This is a genomic window from Cryptosporangium arvum DSM 44712, from assembly GCF_000585375.1.
Taxonomy (GTDB): domain Bacteria; phylum Actinomycetota; class Actinomycetes; order Mycobacteriales; family Cryptosporangiaceae; genus Cryptosporangium; species Cryptosporangium arvum.
In genome coordinates this window covers 7,283,181-7,298,915 of the sequence record NZ_KK073874.1, presented here as the reverse complement: position 1 = coordinate 7,298,915, position 15,735 = coordinate 7,283,181, and the positions used below count along the sequence as shown (strand labels likewise).

The 15,735-nt window shown below is 70.7% G+C and carries 14 protein-coding genes and 2 tRNA genes; 10 read left to right on the top strand and 6 right to left on the bottom strand.

Annotation, left to right across the window (positions count from 1 at the left end):
- Window positions 1–34: 34 nt before the first annotated feature.
- From CRYAR_RS33380 to CRYAR_RS33365, 4 genes are all read right to left on the bottom strand, one after another.
- Window positions 35–808: an ABC transporter permease gene (locus CRYAR_RS33380; protein ID WP_035857172.1), complete on the bottom strand. Its 774-nt coding sequence runs from the start codon at window positions 806–808 to the stop codon at window positions 35–37.
- Entirely contained in the window at window positions 805–1,755 is a 951-nt protein-coding gene (locus CRYAR_RS33375; RefSeq protein WP_035857171.1) for a daunorubicin resistance protein DrrA family ABC transporter ATP-binding protein, read from the bottom strand. Before CRYAR_RS33375 ends, CRYAR_RS33380 begins: the two co-directional genes overlap by 4 nt.
- 155 nt (window positions 1,756–1,910) lie before the next feature.
- Window positions 1,911–2,585 carry a PadR family transcriptional regulator gene (locus CRYAR_RS33370; RefSeq protein WP_051571279.1) on the bottom strand — a complete coding sequence of 225 codons (675 nt, stop codon included), beginning with the start codon at window positions 2,583–2,585 and terminating at the stop codon, window positions 1,911–1,913.
- Between the two features lie 2 nt (window positions 2,586–2,587).
- Entirely contained in the window at window positions 2,588–3,286 is a 699-nt protein-coding gene (locus CRYAR_RS33365) for a gamma-glutamyl-gamma-aminobutyrate hydrolase family protein (protein WP_051571278.1), read from the bottom strand.
- 197 nt (window positions 3,287–3,483) lie between these two features.
- On the opposite strand from CRYAR_RS33365, the gene cimA reads away from it, so the two are divergent.
- On the top strand, window positions 3,484–5,073 hold the full coding sequence (gene cimA, locus CRYAR_RS33360; RefSeq protein ID WP_035857169.1) for a citramalate synthase: 1,590 nt from the start codon (window positions 3,484–3,486) through the stop codon (window positions 5,071–5,073).
- A 12-nt stretch (window positions 5,074–5,085) separates the two neighbouring features.
- On the opposite strand, the gene CRYAR_RS33355 is transcribed toward cimA, so the two are convergent.
- Window positions 5,086–5,958: a 3-methyladenine DNA glycosylase gene (locus tag CRYAR_RS33355; RefSeq protein WP_425389403.1), complete on the bottom strand. Its 873-nt coding sequence runs from the start codon at window positions 5,956–5,958 to the stop codon at window positions 5,086–5,088.
- On the bottom strand, window positions 5,955–6,968 hold the full coding sequence (locus CRYAR_RS33350; RefSeq protein ID WP_035857167.1) for a LacI family DNA-binding transcriptional regulator: 1,014 nt from the start codon (window positions 6,966–6,968) through the stop codon (window positions 5,955–5,957). Before CRYAR_RS33350 ends, CRYAR_RS33355 begins: the two co-directional genes overlap by 4 nt.
- A 269-nt stretch (window positions 6,969–7,237) precedes the next feature.
- Here CRYAR_RS33350 and CRYAR_RS33345 point away from each other — a divergent pair, with 269 nt between their 5' ends.
- The 9 genes from CRYAR_RS33345 to CRYAR_RS43990 all read left to right on the top strand — a co-directional run bounded on the left by CRYAR_RS33345 (window position 7,238) and on the right by CRYAR_RS43990 (window position 15,688).
- Window positions 7,238–8,425 carry an extracellular solute-binding protein gene (locus CRYAR_RS33345; protein WP_211247764.1) on the top strand — a complete coding sequence of 396 codons (1,188 nt, stop codon included), beginning with the start codon at window positions 7,238–7,240 and terminating at the stop codon, window positions 8,423–8,425.
- Window positions 8,422–9,312: a carbohydrate ABC transporter permease gene (locus CRYAR_RS33340; protein WP_035857166.1), complete on the top strand. Its 891-nt coding sequence runs from the start codon at window positions 8,422–8,424 to the stop codon at window positions 9,310–9,312. The genes CRYAR_RS33345 and CRYAR_RS33340 overlap by 4 nt, the downstream gene beginning before the upstream one ends.
- On the top strand, window positions 9,309–10,193 hold the full coding sequence (locus tag CRYAR_RS33335) for a carbohydrate ABC transporter permease (RefSeq protein WP_035857164.1): 885 nt from the start codon (window positions 9,309–9,311) through the stop codon (window positions 10,191–10,193). The genes CRYAR_RS33340 and CRYAR_RS33335 overlap by 4 nt, the downstream gene beginning before the upstream one ends.
- Before the next feature lie 11 nt (window positions 10,194–10,204).
- Window positions 10,205–11,824, top strand: a complete 1,620-nt coding sequence (locus CRYAR_RS33330; RefSeq protein ID WP_035857163.1) for a glycoside hydrolase family 43 protein — start codon at window positions 10,205–10,207, stop codon at window positions 11,822–11,824.
- A 249-nt stretch (window positions 11,825–12,073) separates the two neighbouring features.
- Window positions 12,074–12,865: a fumarylacetoacetate hydrolase family protein gene (locus CRYAR_RS33325; RefSeq protein ID WP_035857162.1), complete on the top strand. Its 792-nt coding sequence runs from the start codon at window positions 12,074–12,076 to the stop codon at window positions 12,863–12,865.
- Window positions 12,862–14,358: a glutamate--tRNA ligase gene (gltX, locus tag CRYAR_RS33320; RefSeq protein ID WP_035857161.1), complete on the top strand. Its 1,497-nt coding sequence runs from the start codon at window positions 12,862–12,864 to the stop codon at window positions 14,356–14,358. The genes CRYAR_RS33325 and gltX overlap by 4 nt, the downstream gene beginning before the upstream one ends.
- A 130-nt stretch (window positions 14,359–14,488) precedes the next feature.
- Window positions 14,489–14,560, top strand: a tRNA-Gln gene (locus CRYAR_RS33315).
- A 37-nt stretch (window positions 14,561–14,597) separates the two neighbouring features.
- Window positions 14,598–14,670, top strand: a tRNA-Glu gene (locus tag CRYAR_RS33310).
- 421 nt (window positions 14,671–15,091) lie between these two features.
- On the top strand, window positions 15,092–15,688 hold the full coding sequence (locus CRYAR_RS43990) for an LPXTG cell wall anchor domain-containing protein (RefSeq protein WP_051571276.1): 597 nt from the start codon (window positions 15,092–15,094) through the stop codon (window positions 15,686–15,688).
- The last annotated feature ends 47 nt before the right edge of the window (window positions 15,689–15,735 follow it).

Below are 15,735 nucleotides of genomic sequence, written 5' to 3'. Positions count from 1 at the left end.
ACCATCGAGTAGGTCAAGCGCCGGGCCCCACCCGTCATGAACCGCGCTGGTACGAGCGGAACGCTCCGACCGCCCCGACCGCGAATACCAGGGCGAGTACCGCCAGCTGCACCGCGTCCCGGGTCACCAGCCCCCAGTCCGGCGACGCGGACAGCGCCTCCCGGCTGCCGACCGCCGCCCAGTCGAGCGGGTTCCAGCGCGCCGCCGACGCCACCCACGACGGCATCAACCCGGGCGCCATCAGCACCGACGACAGGAACGACAGCGGCAGCGCGAGGAACTGCGACAGCCCGATCAGTGCTTCCTGCGAGCGCACCAGCACCGCCAGTGCGTCGGAGAGCGCGGTGAACGCGGCGGCGAGCAGCACGGCGAGCCCGAGCGCCACCGGGACGCCCACCCAGCTACCGGGGAAGCGCACCCCGGCCAGCCAGGCCGCGCCGAACACCAGCGCGCCGAGGATCACCACGCTGATGCCCTGATGCACGATCGACGCGGCGACGATCGCCCCGCGCCGGGTGGGCGAGCTCAACGTGCGGTCCATCACGCCGCGGTCGATGTCCTGCACGAACGTGGTGCCGGCCCAGTTCGCGGTGAGCATGGCGGTCATCGCGACGACGCCGGGCGTCAGGAACTCCAGGTACGAGCCGCCGAACCCGGGCAGTCGGCCGATGGCCGTGAACACGCTGCCGAACAGCAGCAGCCACAGCAACGGCTGCACCAGCGAGAACGCCAGGTAGACGGGTTGGCGGCCGAGCGTCCGCAACGAGCGGGCGGTGAGCAGCCCGGTCTGGGCGAGCGCGAGCGTCATGCCGACACCGCCTGGTACGCGCGTCCGGCGTAGCGCAGGTACACGTCGTCGAGGGACGCGCGGGCGAGACCGGCCGCGTCCACCGCGATGTCCTCGCGGCCGAGACCGGAGAGCGCGCGGGGGAGCACGCTCGCGGCGTCCCGGGCCTGGGCACGCAGGCGCGCGCCGTCGCGGCGGACGTGCACCACGCCGGGCAGCGACTCCAGTACCTGCCCGGCCCGGGTCACGTCGTCGGCCGAGCGCAGGTCGACCTGGACGGTGTCGCCCCCGAGCTCGGCCTTGAGCGCGGCCGGCTCACCGGCCGCGACGACCCGTCCGGAGTCGACGATCACCAGCCGGTCGGCCATCTGATCGGCCTCCTCCAGGTAGTGCGTGGTGAGCACGACTGTGAGCCCGCTGCCGCGCACGAGCCGCAGGACCGTGTCCCAGAGCTGGGTGCGCGCCTCCGGGTCGAGTCCGGTCGTCGGCTCGTCCAGGTAGAGCACCCGGGGCTCGTGCACCAGCCCCATCGCGACGTCGAGCTTGCGCTGCATCCCGCCGGACCAGGTGCGGGCGAGCCGGCCGGCGTGGTCGGACAGGTCGAACGCGTCGAGCAGCTCGGTGGCCCGGCGGCCCGCGTCCCGGCGGGACACCCCGCGCAGCCGTGCGGTGAGCACGAGGTTCTCGCGCCCGGTCGCCATCGGGTCGAAGCCGGGGCGCTGGGAGACGTACCCGATCGCGGCCCGCACCGCGGCCGGCTGCCGGAGCACGTCGAAGCCCGCGACCGACGCGGTGCCGCCGTCGGGCCTGCTCAGCGTGCTGAGGATCTTGACCGTGGTGGACTTGCCGGCGCCGTTCGGCCCCAGCAGCGCGAACACGGTGCCGGACGCCACGTCGAAGCTGACGCCGTCGAGGGCGCGGACGCGCCGGTAGCTCTTGGTGAGCTCCGACGCTCGGATGACTGGCATGACGAACCCTTTCAGGGTCGGTAGCCGAGCCGTCGGAGGCGGCGGCGGTACCCTGAAGGTGCGACCTGGGGTCCGCGTCCGCTGCGGCGGGCTCGACTCGGGGAATTGGGGGTGGCCCCCGGGCCGGCGTTGGCGCGCCGTTCCGGGGGTCATCGTCATTTCGGTGGGCTCACCTCCGGGGACAGGGCCGGGAACTCCTCCCGGAGCTTCGCGTCGATCTCGTCGGGAGACAGACCGGAAGCCCGGAGCTCGTGGATCCGCTGCCAGCCGTCGAGGCCGGACAGCGTGCCGTCCTCGATGTCGCGCAGCAGGCCGGTGACGAACCGGATCTCGGCGTCGCGCAGCGCCACCTCGTACTCGTTCTCCAGCATGAAGACGCGTGGGAGGCCGGCGACCGCGTCCTGGACCGCGGCGGCCGACCGGGCCTCGAGCGTCAGCGACGCCAGGCGCACCCGGAGCAGCCGGATGACGTCACCGACCGGCAACGCCCCGAGCAGCGACAACGCGGCCTCGAACTGGGTGAACTCCTTCACCGGGCGGCTCACCAGCTCGCTGAGCCAGTCTTCGGCCTCGCGGTGGCCGGCCTCGGTGATCGCGTAGACCGTGCGCTCCGGGCGGCGTCCCTCGCGGGTGGTCTCCTGCGCCTCGATCAGCCCGTGGCGCTGCAGCGACTCGATCACCGAGTAGAGCGACCCGTAGTTGAGCTTGATGCTCTCGTCCTTGCGTCGCTCACGGAGCGTCGCGGACATCTCGTACGGGTGCATCGGCCGTTCCTGGAGCAGCGTCAGCGCCGCGAGAGCCAGGGGATTGGACACCCGTCGCCGCGCCACGCTCACCTCCGGTCTCGAATACTCGAACCAGAGTACTCGACGAGAGCACGGAAAAGTCGGGGGTCGTCGAGAAGCTCCGGGTGCCACTGCACGCCGACCGCGAACCGCATCGCCGGGTCCTCCACCGCCTCGACGACCCCGTCCTCGGCGCGGGCGGTGACGACGAGCGAACCCGGGTCGTCCACGGCCTGGTGGTGGTGGGCGTTGACCTTGAACTCCGCGTCGCCGAGGAGCTGCGCGACCAGACCTCCGACCGGCGTCACCGGGTGCTGGTTGAAGACGCCGAGCACCTCGCGGTGGACACCGAGCGGTAGGTCCTGGATCAGGGTCCCGCCGCGGGCGACGGCCATCAGCTGCGCGCCCCGGCACACGCCCAGCAGCGGCAGGTCACGGGCGAACGCGCCGTGGATCAGCAGCAGCTCGCCGGCGTCGCGGTCGACCTGCGGAGCGTCGGTCGACGGGTGCGGCTCGGCGCCGTAGAGCGCCGGGTCGACGTCGACGCCGCCCGACACGATCAGCCCGTCCAGCGCGTCGAGCACGTCGTCGTCGACCAGGTCCGGTGGGAGCAGCACCGCGCGGCCACCGGCCGCTTTCACCGCGTCCACGTAACCGTGCGGGATCAGGGACGCGCGGAAGTCCCACACGCCCCAGCGTGCTTGCTCGACGTAGGACGTGATGCCGATGAGCGGACGCCGGGACACCGGGTCTCCTTCCAGTATGTGGACGCACGAGCGAGTCGGGCTCCCGTGACCGACGCCCGTGTGTAACTATCGACCCATGACCGGGTTCTGCATTACCAGCTAGCGCGCCAGCCCGCACCACGCTGACGCGCAGACCTCCCACGAAGTGGGGGGTCTTTTTGTTTGTCCGCCGAACCCGCTGATGAGAGGCCTTCGCCATGGATGACACCTTCCACGTCTTCGACACCACGCTCCGTGACGGTGGGCAGCGCGAGGGCATTTCGTACTCGGCCACCGACAAGCTCGCGGTGGCGCGTCTCCTGGACGAGGTCGGCGTCGGGTTCATCGAGGGCGGCTGGCCGGGGGCGCTCCCGACCGACACGGAGTTCTTCGCGCGGGCGGTCTCCGAGCTCGAGCTGAAGCACGCGCAGCTGGTCGCGTTCGGCTCCACCCGCAGGGCGAACACCGCGGTGCAGGACGACGCCCAGGTCGCCGCGCTGCTCGCGGCCAGGACCCCGGTCGTGTGCCTGGTGGCGAAGTCCGACGTCCGGCACGTGACCGACGCGCTGCGGACCACGTACGAGGAGAACCTCGCGATGGTGCGCGACACGGTCGCGTACCTGGTCGGCGAGGGCCGCCGGGTGTTCCTCGACTGCGAGCACTTCTTCGACGGGTACTCCCACGACCGCGACTACGGCGTCCGGGTGCTGGAGGCGGCGTTCGAGGCCGGTGCGGACGTGGGCGTGCTCTGCGACACCAACGGTGGCATGCTGCCGATGGGCGTCGGCCGGGTGGTGTCCGAGGTGATCGCCCGCACCGGCTTCCGCGTCGGCATGCACGCCCAGGACGACACCGCGTGCGCGGTGGCGAACACGCTGGCCGCGGTCGAGGCCGGGGCGACGCACGTGCAGGGCACCGCGAACGGCTACGGGGAGCGCGCGGGCAACGCGGACCTGTTCGCGGTCATCGGTGGGTTGGTGACGAAGATGAACCGCCCGGTCGTGCCGGCCGAATGCCTGCCGGAGCTCGTGCGGGTGTCGCACGCGATCGCCGAGATCGCGAACATCGCCCCCGACACCCACCAGCCCTACGTCGGCGCGAGCGCGTTCGCGCACAAGGCCGGCCTGCACGCCAGCGCGATCAAGGTGGCGCCGGAGCTCTACAACCACATGGAGCCGGCGGCCGTCGGCAACGACATGCGCATCCTCGTCACCGAGATGGCCGGCCGGGCCTCGATCGAGCTGAAGGCCCGTGAGCTGGGCATCGACCTGACCGACCAGCCGGACGCGGTGGGCCGGGTCGTCCACCGGGTCAAGGAGCTGGAGGCGTCCGGCTCGTCGTTCGAGGCGGCGGACGCGTCGTTCGAGCTGCTCGTGCGCTCGGAGCTGGAGGGCGACGAGGCGCCGCTGTTCTTCCGGCTCGAGTCCTACCGGGTGCTGGCCGAGTCCCGCGAGGACGGCGCGGTGATCAGCGAGGCGACGGTCAAGGTCACCGTGGGCGACCAGCGGGTGATCGCGACGGCCGAGGGCAACGGCCCGGTCAGCGCGCTCGACCGCGCGTTGCGTCAGGCGCTCACCACGTTCTACCCGTCGCTGGCCGACCTCGAGCTCGCCGACTACAAGGTCCGCATCCTCGACGGGCGGCACGGCACCGACGCGGTCACCCGGGTGCTCATCGACACCACCGACCACAAGAACGAGTGGACGACGGTCGGCGTGCACGAGAACGTCATCGAGGCGTCCTGCCGGGCGCTCATCGACGCGATCGAGTACGGCGTGCGCCGCTCCCAGGCCGTCGTCGCCGGCTGACCCGCGGGCCGGTCAGACCGGCTCGTGCGCCACGATCTCCGGCGTCAGCACGTCGAGCAGCCGGGCGCGGAGCGCGGCGCCGCGTTCGGCGAAGCCGCGCTGGGTGGCCGCGTACTCGGCGCGGCCTTCCGGCGTCTCGATGCGCACCGGTTCGTACCCGAGCGCGGCGAAGTCGTACGGGCTGGCGCGCATGTCGAGCACGCGGACCTCGCGCGCCAGCCGGAAGCAGTCGAGGATCAGCTCGGCCGGCGTCAGCGGGGCCAGCTTGTGCGCCCACTTGTAGAGATCCATCGTGGCGTGCAGGCAGCCCGGCTGCTCGTTCCGGACCTGGTCGTCCCGCGTGGGTTGGAGGACGTTCAGCGGGCGCGCGGGCGCGGTGAAGAACCGGAACGCGTCGAAGTGGCTGCAGCGCACGCCGCGCTCCTCCACCACCGCGTCGGTGGCGGCCCCACCCAAGCGCAGCGGCCAGGCGTGACGGGTCTCCGGCGACCGGTAGACCATCGCCCACTCGTGCATCCCGAAGCAGCCCAGCTGGGCGGGCCGGGACGCGGTCGCGGCCAGCAGGTCACGCACCCAGCGCACGGTGTCGCCCCGGCGGGCGAGGAACGCGGGCAGGTCGAGGGTGCCGTCGCGGTGGCCGGGGAACTCGTCCGGTGACGCGCCCTCGAGCACCACGCCGGCCCCGGGGAACCACCGGCGGAGCTGCCCCGGGCGGTACGAGTAGTACTCGAACAGGAAGTCCTCGACGGGGTGCTTGATCCCGCGCCGCCGCCGGTCGAGGTGATCACGCAGGAGCGCGTCCACGGTCTCGGCGTGGGCGGAGGCGCGCGCACTCCACTCGCTCCGCGCCATCACCCGCATGGTTCCAGGGTAGCGACGCGTCAGGCCGCTCCCGGGGGAGCCGTGCTGTCGCGGACGACGAGGCTCGTCGCGAGCTCGAGGCTGGCCGAGTCGAGGCTCTCCCCGCCGATCAGCCGCAGCAGCGTGCGTGCGGCCGTGGCCCCCATCTCGTGCAGCGGCTGGCGCACGGTGGTGAGCGCGGGCGCGGTCCAGGACGCGAAGTTCAGATCGTCGAAGCCGACGACGCTCAAGTCGCGGGGGAGGTGCCGTCCGAACTGGCGCGCGGCCTCGTAGACGCCCATCGCGTGCATGTCGCTACCGGCGAAGATGGCGGTCGGCGGGTCGTCGAGCGCGAGCATCGACTGCGCCGCGCGCAGGCCGCCGTCGTGGTAGAAGTTCCCGTACCGCAGCACCCCGCGCGGTATCGGCAGCCCGGCGGCCTCGTGTGCGGCCCGGTACCCGGCCAGGCGCGCACGGGTGCAGGCGAGCTGCTCAGGCCCGCCGATCACCCCGATCCGCCGGTGGCCCAGCCCGATCAGGTGCTCGGTCGCGGCGTAACCGCCGGCGAAGTTCGTCGCGCCCACCGACGCCACGTCCGGCGGCGGCTGGCTGACGCCGTCGATGACGACGATCGGCGTCCCGTGCCGTCGTAACTGCTCACGCGTGCCCGGGTCGAGGTCCGAGAGGACCAGGATCGCGCCCTGCGAGCCGCGGGCCAACAACGAGTCGAGCCAGCGACGGGTGAGCGCGGCCCGGCTGTGCACGGCGCTGACCACGAGCCCGATCCCGGCCGACTCGGCCACCTCCTCCACGCCGGTGAGGATCTCCAGGCCCCACGCGCTGTCGAGGTTGTTGATCACCAGGTCGACGAGGGCGCCGTGGCCGCGGTGGTGGGCTGCCCGGCGCTTGCGGTAGCCGCGCTCGTCGAGCAGCCGCTGGACGCGCCGCCGGGTGTCCTCGGCGACGTCGCTGTGGCCATTGAGGACTTTGGAAACGGTCGACACCGAGACGCTGGCGGTCCGAGCGATCTCCGCGATGGTCGTTCGTGCTGGCATTTGCGCAGCGTAGAGCCGAAACTTTTCGAAATAACTACAACGTTACCGGATCGTGATTTGCAATCTCATTGACCGTGAAAGCGCTTCCTCCTACCTTCCGTGCACCTCATACCGCTCGAAACCTTTCGAACCCAATGACGTGGGGAAGGACTGGTGCGGAGATGCGCCGACGCGCGCTTTTCAGCCGAACCGCAATTGCTCTGGGGACCGCCGCCGTACTCGCCTTAACCGGCTGCGGGAGCTCCGGCCCGGGCTCGACGCCCGGCAAGATGCAGGTCTGGTCCCTGCAGGACGCAGGCCTCAACCCGGTCGTCAAGGCCTCGGTCGACCGCTACAACAAGGACGGCGACGCCAAGGCCACGCTCGCCACGTACATCAACGACGCCTACAAGCAGAAGATCCAGGTCGCGATGGGATCGCCCAACGCGCCGGACGTCTTCTACAACTGGGGCGGCGGAAACCTCGCGCAGTTCGTCAAGGCCGGCCAGGTCGCCCCGCTCGACGACGCGCTGGCGAAGAAGCCGGAAGTGGTGGACACGTTCCTGCCGGCCGTCCTGGAGACCGCGAAGATCGACGGCAAGCAGTACGGCCTGCCGATGACCGGTACCCAGCCGGTGATCTTCTTCTACAACAAGGCCGTGTTCGCCGCGGCCGGTGCGCAGCCGCCGAAGACCTACGACGAGTTCTTGGCGCTCGTCGACACCTTCAAGTCCAAGAAGGTCACGCCGATCGCGCTGCCCGGTTCCCAGGGCTGGACCGAGCTGATGTACGCCGAGTACTTCCTCGACCGCATCGGCGGCCCGGAGAAGTGGGACGCGATCGCGAAGAACGGCGGCGCGGCGTGGAAGGACCCCGCGGTCGTCGAGGCGCTGCAGATGTGCCAGGACCTGGCCAAGAAGGGCGCCTTCGGCACGAACTTCGCGTCGATCAACTACGACAACGCCGGCGCCGGAAAGCTGCTCGCGACCGGTAAGTCGGCGATGTTCCTGATGGGCACGTGGGAGTACCCGACCCAGCTGACCAACAACCCGGCCTTCGCCAAGAAGGACCTCGGCTGGTTCCAGTTCCCGTCCATCGCCGGTGGCAAGGGTCAGCCCGGCAACCTGGTCGGTAACCCGAGCAACTACTTCTCGGTGACCGCGGGGTCGAAGAACAAGGACGCGGCGATCGACTACCTCACCTCGACGGTGGCGTCCGACGCCTACATCGACGACCTGATCAAGAGCGGCGCGGTGCCCGCGACCAAGAACGCGGAAGCCAAGCTCGCCGGGAAGCCGAACGCGGAGTTCAACACCGACATCTTCAAGATGGTGTCGACCGCGCCGTCGTTCGCGCAGTCCTGGGACCAGGCGATCGCTCCGGACCTCGCGAAGCGGCTGCTGGCCAACCTGCAGAAGCTGTTCCTGCAGAAGATGACCCCCCAGGCCTTCGTCGACGACATGGCTTCGGCGCAGTGACCACCGTTTCACAGCGGGAGCGGCCCGGATTCGTCTGGGCCGCCCCTGCGGCGGTGTTCTTCGCACTGTTCGGCATCGTCCCGATCGCCGTGGTGGTGTACCTGAGCTTCACGACGTGGAACGGGCTGGGCACGCCGCAGTGGACCGGGGCCGACAACTGGTCCGCGCTGCTGAAAGACCACGATTTCCCGCCGGCGGTCAAAACGACGTTCTTCCTCACGGTCGGCTCCTGGCTCGTGCAGACCCCGCTCGCGCTGCTGATCGGCGTCTGGTCGGCTGGCCAGCAGCGGTTCCGGGCCATTCTGTCGACGGTGTTCTTCCTGCCGCTGCTGCTCTCCACCGCCGCGATCGCACTGGTCTTCGTCTCGCTGCTCGACCCGAACTTCGGGCTGGCGGCGTTGTGGGGCAAGTACCTCGCCACCCCCGACGGCAACTTCCTCGGTGACTCCACCCGGGCGCTGCCGACGATCGTCTTCGTCGTGGCCTGGCAGTTCGTGCCGTTCCACACGCTGCTCTACCAGGCCGCGACCCGGCAGATCCCGGCGATGCTCTACGAAGCCGCGGAGCTCGACGGCGCCGACCGGGTACGCCAGTTCTTCGCGATCACCCTGCCGCAGCTGCGGAACACGATCGTCGCGTCGTCGGTGATGATGCTGGTCGGCTCCGTGACGGTCTTCGAGTCGGTCCTGCTGCTGACCAACGGCGGGCCCGGCGGCGCGACGAAGGTCCTGCCGCTGCACATGTACCAGGAGGGCTTCATCGCCTTCGACATGGGTTACGCGAGCGTTCTCGCCGTGCTGCTGGTGATCGTCGGCACCGTGCTCTCGGTCGTCGTCGTGCGGTCGACCGGCTACCACCGGATGACGAGTGATCGGGAGGGCCTGTGAGCGCCGAAGTTCTCACCCGGCCGGAGACGCAGACCCGTACCGCGCCCCCGAAGCGGCCGCGGAAGAGGCGCAACGCGAACATCCCCGCGAGCGTCGCCGCGCTGGTCTGGTTCCTGATCGTCGCGGTACCGATCTACTTCATCGTCGTCACGAGCCTCCGCACCCAGGAGGCCTACGTCTCCGACGGGCCGCTGGACCTGCCCACGTCGCCGACGCTGAAGAATTACCAGAACGTCATCGACCTCGGGTTCGGCACGTTCCTGCTCAACAGCCTGATCGTGGCGGCCGGGACCGTGGTGCTGGTGCTGGTGCTCGCACTGCCCACCGCGTACGCGATCGTGCGTGGCCGCAGCCGGTGGGTGCGCTACGCGTTCACGCTGTTCCTGACCGGGCTGGCGATTCCGGCCCAGGCCGTGATCATCCCGATCTTCCTGCTGATCACGCGCCTGCACCTCTACGACAGCCTCACCGCGATCGTCCTGCCGACGGCGGCGTTCACGATGCCGATGGCCGTGCTCGTGCTGACCAGCGCGCTGCGTGACGTGCCGAACGAGCTCTACGAGGCGATGACCGTCGACGGCGCCGGCCAGGCGTTGATCTTCCGCCGGCTCGTCGTGCCGCTGTCGCGGCCGGCGCTGGCCAGCATCGGCATCTTCGCGGGCCTCAACGCGTGGAACGGCATCCTGTTCCCCCTCGTCCTGACCCAGAGCTCCGAACAGCGGGTTCTCCCGCTCGGGCTGTGGAACTTCCAGAGCCAGTACGGCACCGACGTCCCCGGCCTGCTGGCCGCGGTGGTGCTCTCCGCGCTCCCGGTGCTCGCGCTCTACCTCTTCGGGCGACGCCAACTGCTCAGCGGCCTCTCGGCCGGTTTCGGTAAATAAAGGATTTGTCGATGGCCATCGAAGTCGAAGCACCGCCCACCGTGATCCAGAACCCGGTGCTCACCGGGTTCCACCCGGATCCGTCGATCCTCCGCGTCGGCGACGACTACTACCTGGCGACCTCCACGTTCGAATGGTTCCCCGGCGTCTCCCTGCACCACTCCCGTGACCTGGTGAACTGGCGTCCGCTCGGTGGCGCGCTCACCGGCGAGGAGTTCCTGCAGATGCGCGGTGTGCGCGACTCGGGCGGGGTGTGGGCACCGTGCCTCTCGTACACCGACGGGTTGTTCCACCTCGTCTACTCCAACGTCGGGACGTACGGCGGCGGGTTCTGGGACACCCCGAACTACCTGGTGACCGCGCCGGACATCACCGGGCCGTGGTCGGAACCGGTGACGCTGCACGGGCTGGGCTTCGACGCGTCGATGTTCCACGACGACGACGGCCGCAGCTGGATGCTGAGCATGTCCGCCGACTACCGGCCGGGCCGGGAGACGTTCGCGGGCATCGTCCTGCAGGAGTACGACCGGTCGGCGCGGCAGCTGCGCGGCGAGCCGGTCGTCGTCTTCACCGGGACGTCGGCCGGGCTGACCGAGGCGCCGCACCTCTACCGGCGCGACGGCTGGTACTACCTGGTCACCGCCGAGGGCGGCACGTTCTGGAAGCACCAGGTGACGGTGGCCCGATCGCGGGACATCCAGGGCCCCTACGAGGTCGACCCGGCCGGGCCGACGCTGACGTCCTGGCCCGACCCGTCGCTGACCCTGCAGAAGGCCGGCCACGGCTCGCTCGTCGCGACGCCCGACGACGAGTGGTTCCTCGCGCACCTCGTCGGGCGTCCGCTCACCGAGCGCGGGCGCTGCGTCCTGGGCCGGGAGACCGCGATCCAGCGGGTCGAGTGGAGCGCCGACGGCTGGCCGCGGGTCGCGGGTGCGCGCCCGGCCGACCAGGTGGCCGCCCCGGCGTTGACGCCGCACCCGTGGCCCGACGAGCCCGAGCGGGACGACTTCGACGCCCCCGCGCTGGGCACGCCGTGGAGCACGCTGCGCCGGCCGCCGTCGCCGGAGTGGCTCAGCCTGTCCGACCGGCCGGGCCACCTGCGGCTCTACGGCGGGGAATCGCCGTCGTCGCTGCGTAACCCGAGCCTGGTGGGCCGCCGTGTGCAGCACGCGTCGAGCACGTTCGAGGCGCAGGTGAGCTTCGAACCGACCTCGTTCCGGCAGATGGCCGGCGTCGTGGCGTACTACAACACGCTCAACTGGGTGTACGCGCGGCTCACCTGGCACGATGCGCACGGCCCGAGCGTCGACGTGCTCGCCTCGAACCGGGGCCGGCTGCTCAACACCGGCGTACCGGTTCCGGTGGCCGACCCCGCCGCCGGCGTGGTGCTGCGTGTCGAGCTGGAAGGTTCGGCGCTGCGGTTCGCGCACGGGCTCCCGGGTGGCGAACTGCAGTGGTGGCCGGAGACGCACGACGCGAGCGTGCTCTCCGACGAGTACGCACTGGAGCTCCTCGACGAGAACGAGCACACGCAGGGGTTCACCGGCGCGTTCTTCGGCCTGTGGGCCCAGGACCTGACCGGTGGACGGCGCCCGGCCGACTTCGCCTACGCCGAGTACCGGGCCCTCTGAGCCCGCGCCGGTCCGGGGTGCGCCCCGCCCCCGGACCGGCCGCGAACGGCCGCGCCGACGCACGGCTGCACGGGTCGCCCCGCTATGGGGGCGGGTGATCCGTGAAGCGTCGGCGACGGTCACGGTGCGGTCGGTGCCCGACCGCACCGGGCACCGGTCCCGACCCCTTGGCGGTGGGTCGGGGCCGGTGTGCCCCAGGGTTAGGGTTGCGAGCATCAATCGACCGCACTCGCACCCAGGAGTTCAACCGTGCGCATCGCGCTCTTCGCTCACCCCGGCGGCCGAGCTTTCGGCGCTGTGGAAGGGCCGGCCGGAACCGACGATCCGGAAGCGCTGACGATCGCCGAGCTCGAAGGAGTGCCGTTCAGCGGCATCCGCTACACCGGGGAGCGCTGGACGCTCGCCGACGTGGAACTCCTCCCGCCGATCCTGCCCAGCAAGGTGGTCGGCGTCGGCCGCAACTACGCCGCCCACGCCAGCGAGCTCGGCAACGAGGTGCCGTCCGCGCCGCTGCTGTTCCTCAAGCCGCCGACGAGCATCATCGGCCCCGGTGCCCCGATCCGGCTCCCGATCGACTCCAAGCAGGTCGAGCACGAGGCCGAGCTCGCGATCGTGATCGGCGGCCGGGGCGCCCGGCAGGTCTCCCGCGAGGACGCGCTGAAGTCGGTCTTCGGCTACACCTGCGCCAACGACGTCACCGCCCGCGACCAGCAGCGCAACGACGTCCAGTTCACCCGGGCCAAGGGCTACGACTCGTTCTGCCCGCTCGGCCCGTGGATCGAGACCGACCTGAACTGGGCCGACGTCGGCGTCCAGGCGCTGGTCAACCAGGACGTCAAGCAGGACGGCCGCACCAAGGACATGATCTTCGACGTCCCGACCCTGGTGTCGTACGTCTCGCACGTGATGACGCTGCTGCCCGGCGACGTGATCCTCACCGGCACCCCGGCCGGCGTCGGCCCGATCGTCGCCGGTGACTCGGTGAGCGTCCGCATCGAAGGCCTGGGCACTCTCACCAACCCTGTCGCCAACCGCGCATGAAAGGAACCCGCGTGTCCCGCGATCCGTCGGTCCGGGTGCGGTTCTGTCCGTCGCCCACCGGTAACCCGCACGTCGGCCTCGTCCGCACCTGCCTGTTCAACTGGGCCTTCGCCCGGCACCACGGCGGGACGTTCGTGTTCCGGATCGAGGACACCGACGCCTCCCGCGACTCCGAGGAGTCCTACCAGCAGTTGCTGGACTCGCTGCGCTGGCTCGGCCTGGACTGGGACGAAGGCCCCGAGGTCGGCGGCGACCACGGCCCGTACCGGCAGTCGGAGCGCCGCTCGATCTACCTGGACGTCGTCGCCAAACTCCGGGACGCGGGGTACCTCTACGAGTCGTTCTCGTCCGGCGAGGAGATCGAGGCCAGGCACCGCGCCGCCGGCCGCGACCCGAAGCTGGGCTACGACAACTACGACCGGAACCTGACCGACGCCGCCAAAGACGAGTTGCGGGCGGCCGGCCGCGTGCCCGTGTTGCGGTTCCGGATGCCCGACGACTCGATCGGCTGGACCGACCTGGTGCGCGGCGACGTGGCGTTCGCCCCGGGCACGGTGCCGGACTACGTCGTCGTGCGCGGCAACGGCGACCCGCTGTACCCGCTGGTGAACCCGGTCGACGACGCGCTGATGCGGATCACCCACGTGCTCCGCGGCGAGGACCTGCTGCCGAGCACGCCGCGCCAGATCGCGCTGTACCGCGCGCTCATCGACGTCGGGGTGGCCGAGCGGGTGCCCGAGTTCGGTCACCTGCCGTACGTCATGGGGGAGGGCAACAAGAAGCTCTCCAAGCGCGACCCGCAGGCCAACCTGCTGCACTACCGCGAGCAGGGCTACCTGCCCGAGGGGCTGCTCAACTACCTGGCGCTGCTCGGCTGGTCGATCGCCGAGGACCGCGACATCTTCACGCTGCGCGAGATGGCCGACGCGTTCGACGTCACGCGCGTGAGCCCGAACCCAGCGCGTTTCGACGGGCGGAAGTGCGAGGCGATCAACGGCGCGCACCTGCGCCTGCTCGCCCCCGACGACTTCGCGTCCCGGCTGGTGCCCTACTTGGCCGGAGCCGGGCTGATCGCCCCCGAGCCGACGCCTTCCGAGCAGGAACTTCTCGCTGCCGCGGCGCCGCTGATCCAGGAGCGCATGCCGGTTCTCGGTCAGGCTCCCGGCATGCTCGGGTTCCTGTTCGTGAAAGACATCACTGTCGAGGCCGACGTGCAGGCGAAGGTGCTCGGCGCGGACGCGGCCCCGGTGCTCGACGCGACGATCTCCGCCCTGTCCGGGCTGTCCTCGTGGACCGCGGCCGACGTCGAAGGCGCGCTGAAATCCGCGCTCGTCGACGGGCTCGGCCTCAAGCCCCGCAAGGCGTTTGCGCCGGTCCGGGCGGCGATCACCGGCCGGACGGTGTCCCCGCCGCTGTACGAGTCGATGGAGCTGCTGGGGCGCGACCGGTCGCTGACGCGGCTGCGTGCTGCCCGCGAGCTGGTACCGGCCTGAGCCGGACGAGAGGCGGGCCGGGGGCCGATTTGGGACCGGCCCGCACTCTCGGCTAGAGTTACCGACGTTGCGAGCGGATGACCGCCAAGCAGACGTCAGCAACGAAGTTCTTGGAAGTACACAGCTTTATTGGGGTATGGGGTAATTGGCAGCCCGACGGTTTCTGGTTCCGTTAGTCTAGGTTCGAGTCCTGGTACCCCAGCTCAACAGCGTTCGGTTCGTCCCGGACGTTGTCCTAGGGCCCCGTCGTCTAGCGGCCTAGGACGCCGCCCTCTCAAGGCGGTAGCGCCGGTTCGAATCCGGTCGGGGCTACGCAGTACGAAAGGCCAGGTCAGATCCGGGAAACCGGCTTTCTGACCTGGCCTTCGTCATGTTCGCTACCCCGTCTCCGTTCCGAGCCCTGCAGGGCCGTCGCTGCCGGCCTGGGGAGCAGCCCGGCTGGCGACCCCGTCTCGACCAGTCCTTCGGCCGTACGCGGCCCCCGGTAGGCCGGGAAATCGTCGGAGGCCCGGGATGCTGCGCCGGAGCGCCCGCCCGACGGTGGTTGGCGTGTCGATTCGTGACACGCCGCGAAGATTGATCCGACTTCGCCACAAGCATGGTTTCAAGCCCCACCCAGCCCGCAGACATCATCTGCGTCCCATTCATCCTGTTAAATGGCCCGTGACAGAGCTATGTACAGGTTTGAGGGATCCAACCGGGTCGACCCGATTGTGGACAGGTAGGTGTTGATATGAAGCCCAGGTTCCGCCGCCTCGCGTACGCGGGAGCAGCGACCGTGGGGGCAGCGGTGACGGCGTTCGTCCTCGCGGGAGGACCCTCCGCGAACGCGGAGCAGTGCGCGAACGCGGTGACCCAGCCGCTCGCCGTCGAGTGCGTGTCGGAGGCGCAGGCGGGCGCGGCGATCGAGGCGCGATCGGGCGTCCGGTTGGCCGAGACCCCCAACGTGGCCAGCCCGCCGGCGGAGGAGAACGAGGGCGGCGCGGTGCAGCCGGGCGCGTCCACCGGCCCCGAGGTGCCGGAGAACCAGCCCGTGCAGCCGCAGGCCTCCACGCCGCCCGAGGTGCCCGAGACCACGCCCCCGGGCGAGGAGACGACGCCTCCGGGGCAGCCGCAGCAGCCCGCCGAGTCCACGCCGCCCGGTCAGCCGCAGCAGCCGGCCGAGTCGACGCCTCCGGGCCAGCCGCAGCAGCCGGAGACCGGCCAGAACCAGCCGGAGCTCCCGGTCACCGGCCGCGACGACGGTCCGAAGATCGCCGGCGTCGGAGCCGGCATCCTGGCCGCCGGAGCCGCGCTGCTGGTGGCGGCCCGCCGCCGTCGCCGTAGCTGACGCACCAACGACGAAGCCCCGGGCCTGTCCAGGCCCGGGGCTTCGTC

Excerpts from the sequence above, each read along its gene's own strand:
- gltX (WP_035857161.1), top strand. The coding sequence starts at position 12,862 with ATGAAAGGAACCCGCGTGTCCCGCGATCCGTCGGTCCGGGTGCGGTTC.
- CRYAR_RS33375 (WP_035857171.1), bottom strand. The coding sequence starts at position 1,755 with ATGCCAGTCATCCGAGCGTCGGAGCTCACCAAGAGCTACCGGCGCGTC.
- cimA (WP_035857169.1), top strand. The coding sequence starts at position 3,484 with ATGGATGACACCTTCCACGTCTTCGACACCACGCTCCGTGACGGTGGG.
- CRYAR_RS33380 (WP_035857172.1), bottom strand. The coding sequence starts at position 808 with ATGACGCTCGCGCTCGCCCAGACCGGGCTGCTCACCGCCCGCTCGTTG.
- CRYAR_RS43990 (WP_051571276.1), top strand. The coding sequence starts at position 15,092 with ATGAAGCCCAGGTTCCGCCGCCTCGCGTACGCGGGAGCAGCGACCGTG.
- CRYAR_RS33330 (WP_035857163.1), top strand. The coding sequence starts at position 10,205 with ATGGCCATCGAAGTCGAAGCACCGCCCACCGTGATCCAGAACCCGGTG.
- CRYAR_RS33350 (WP_035857167.1), bottom strand. The coding sequence starts at position 6,968 with ATGCCAGCACGAACGACCATCGCGGAGATCGCTCGGACCGCCAGCGTC.
- CRYAR_RS33345 (WP_211247764.1), top strand. The coding sequence starts at position 7,238 with ATGCAGGTCTGGTCCCTGCAGGACGCAGGCCTCAACCCGGTCGTCAAG.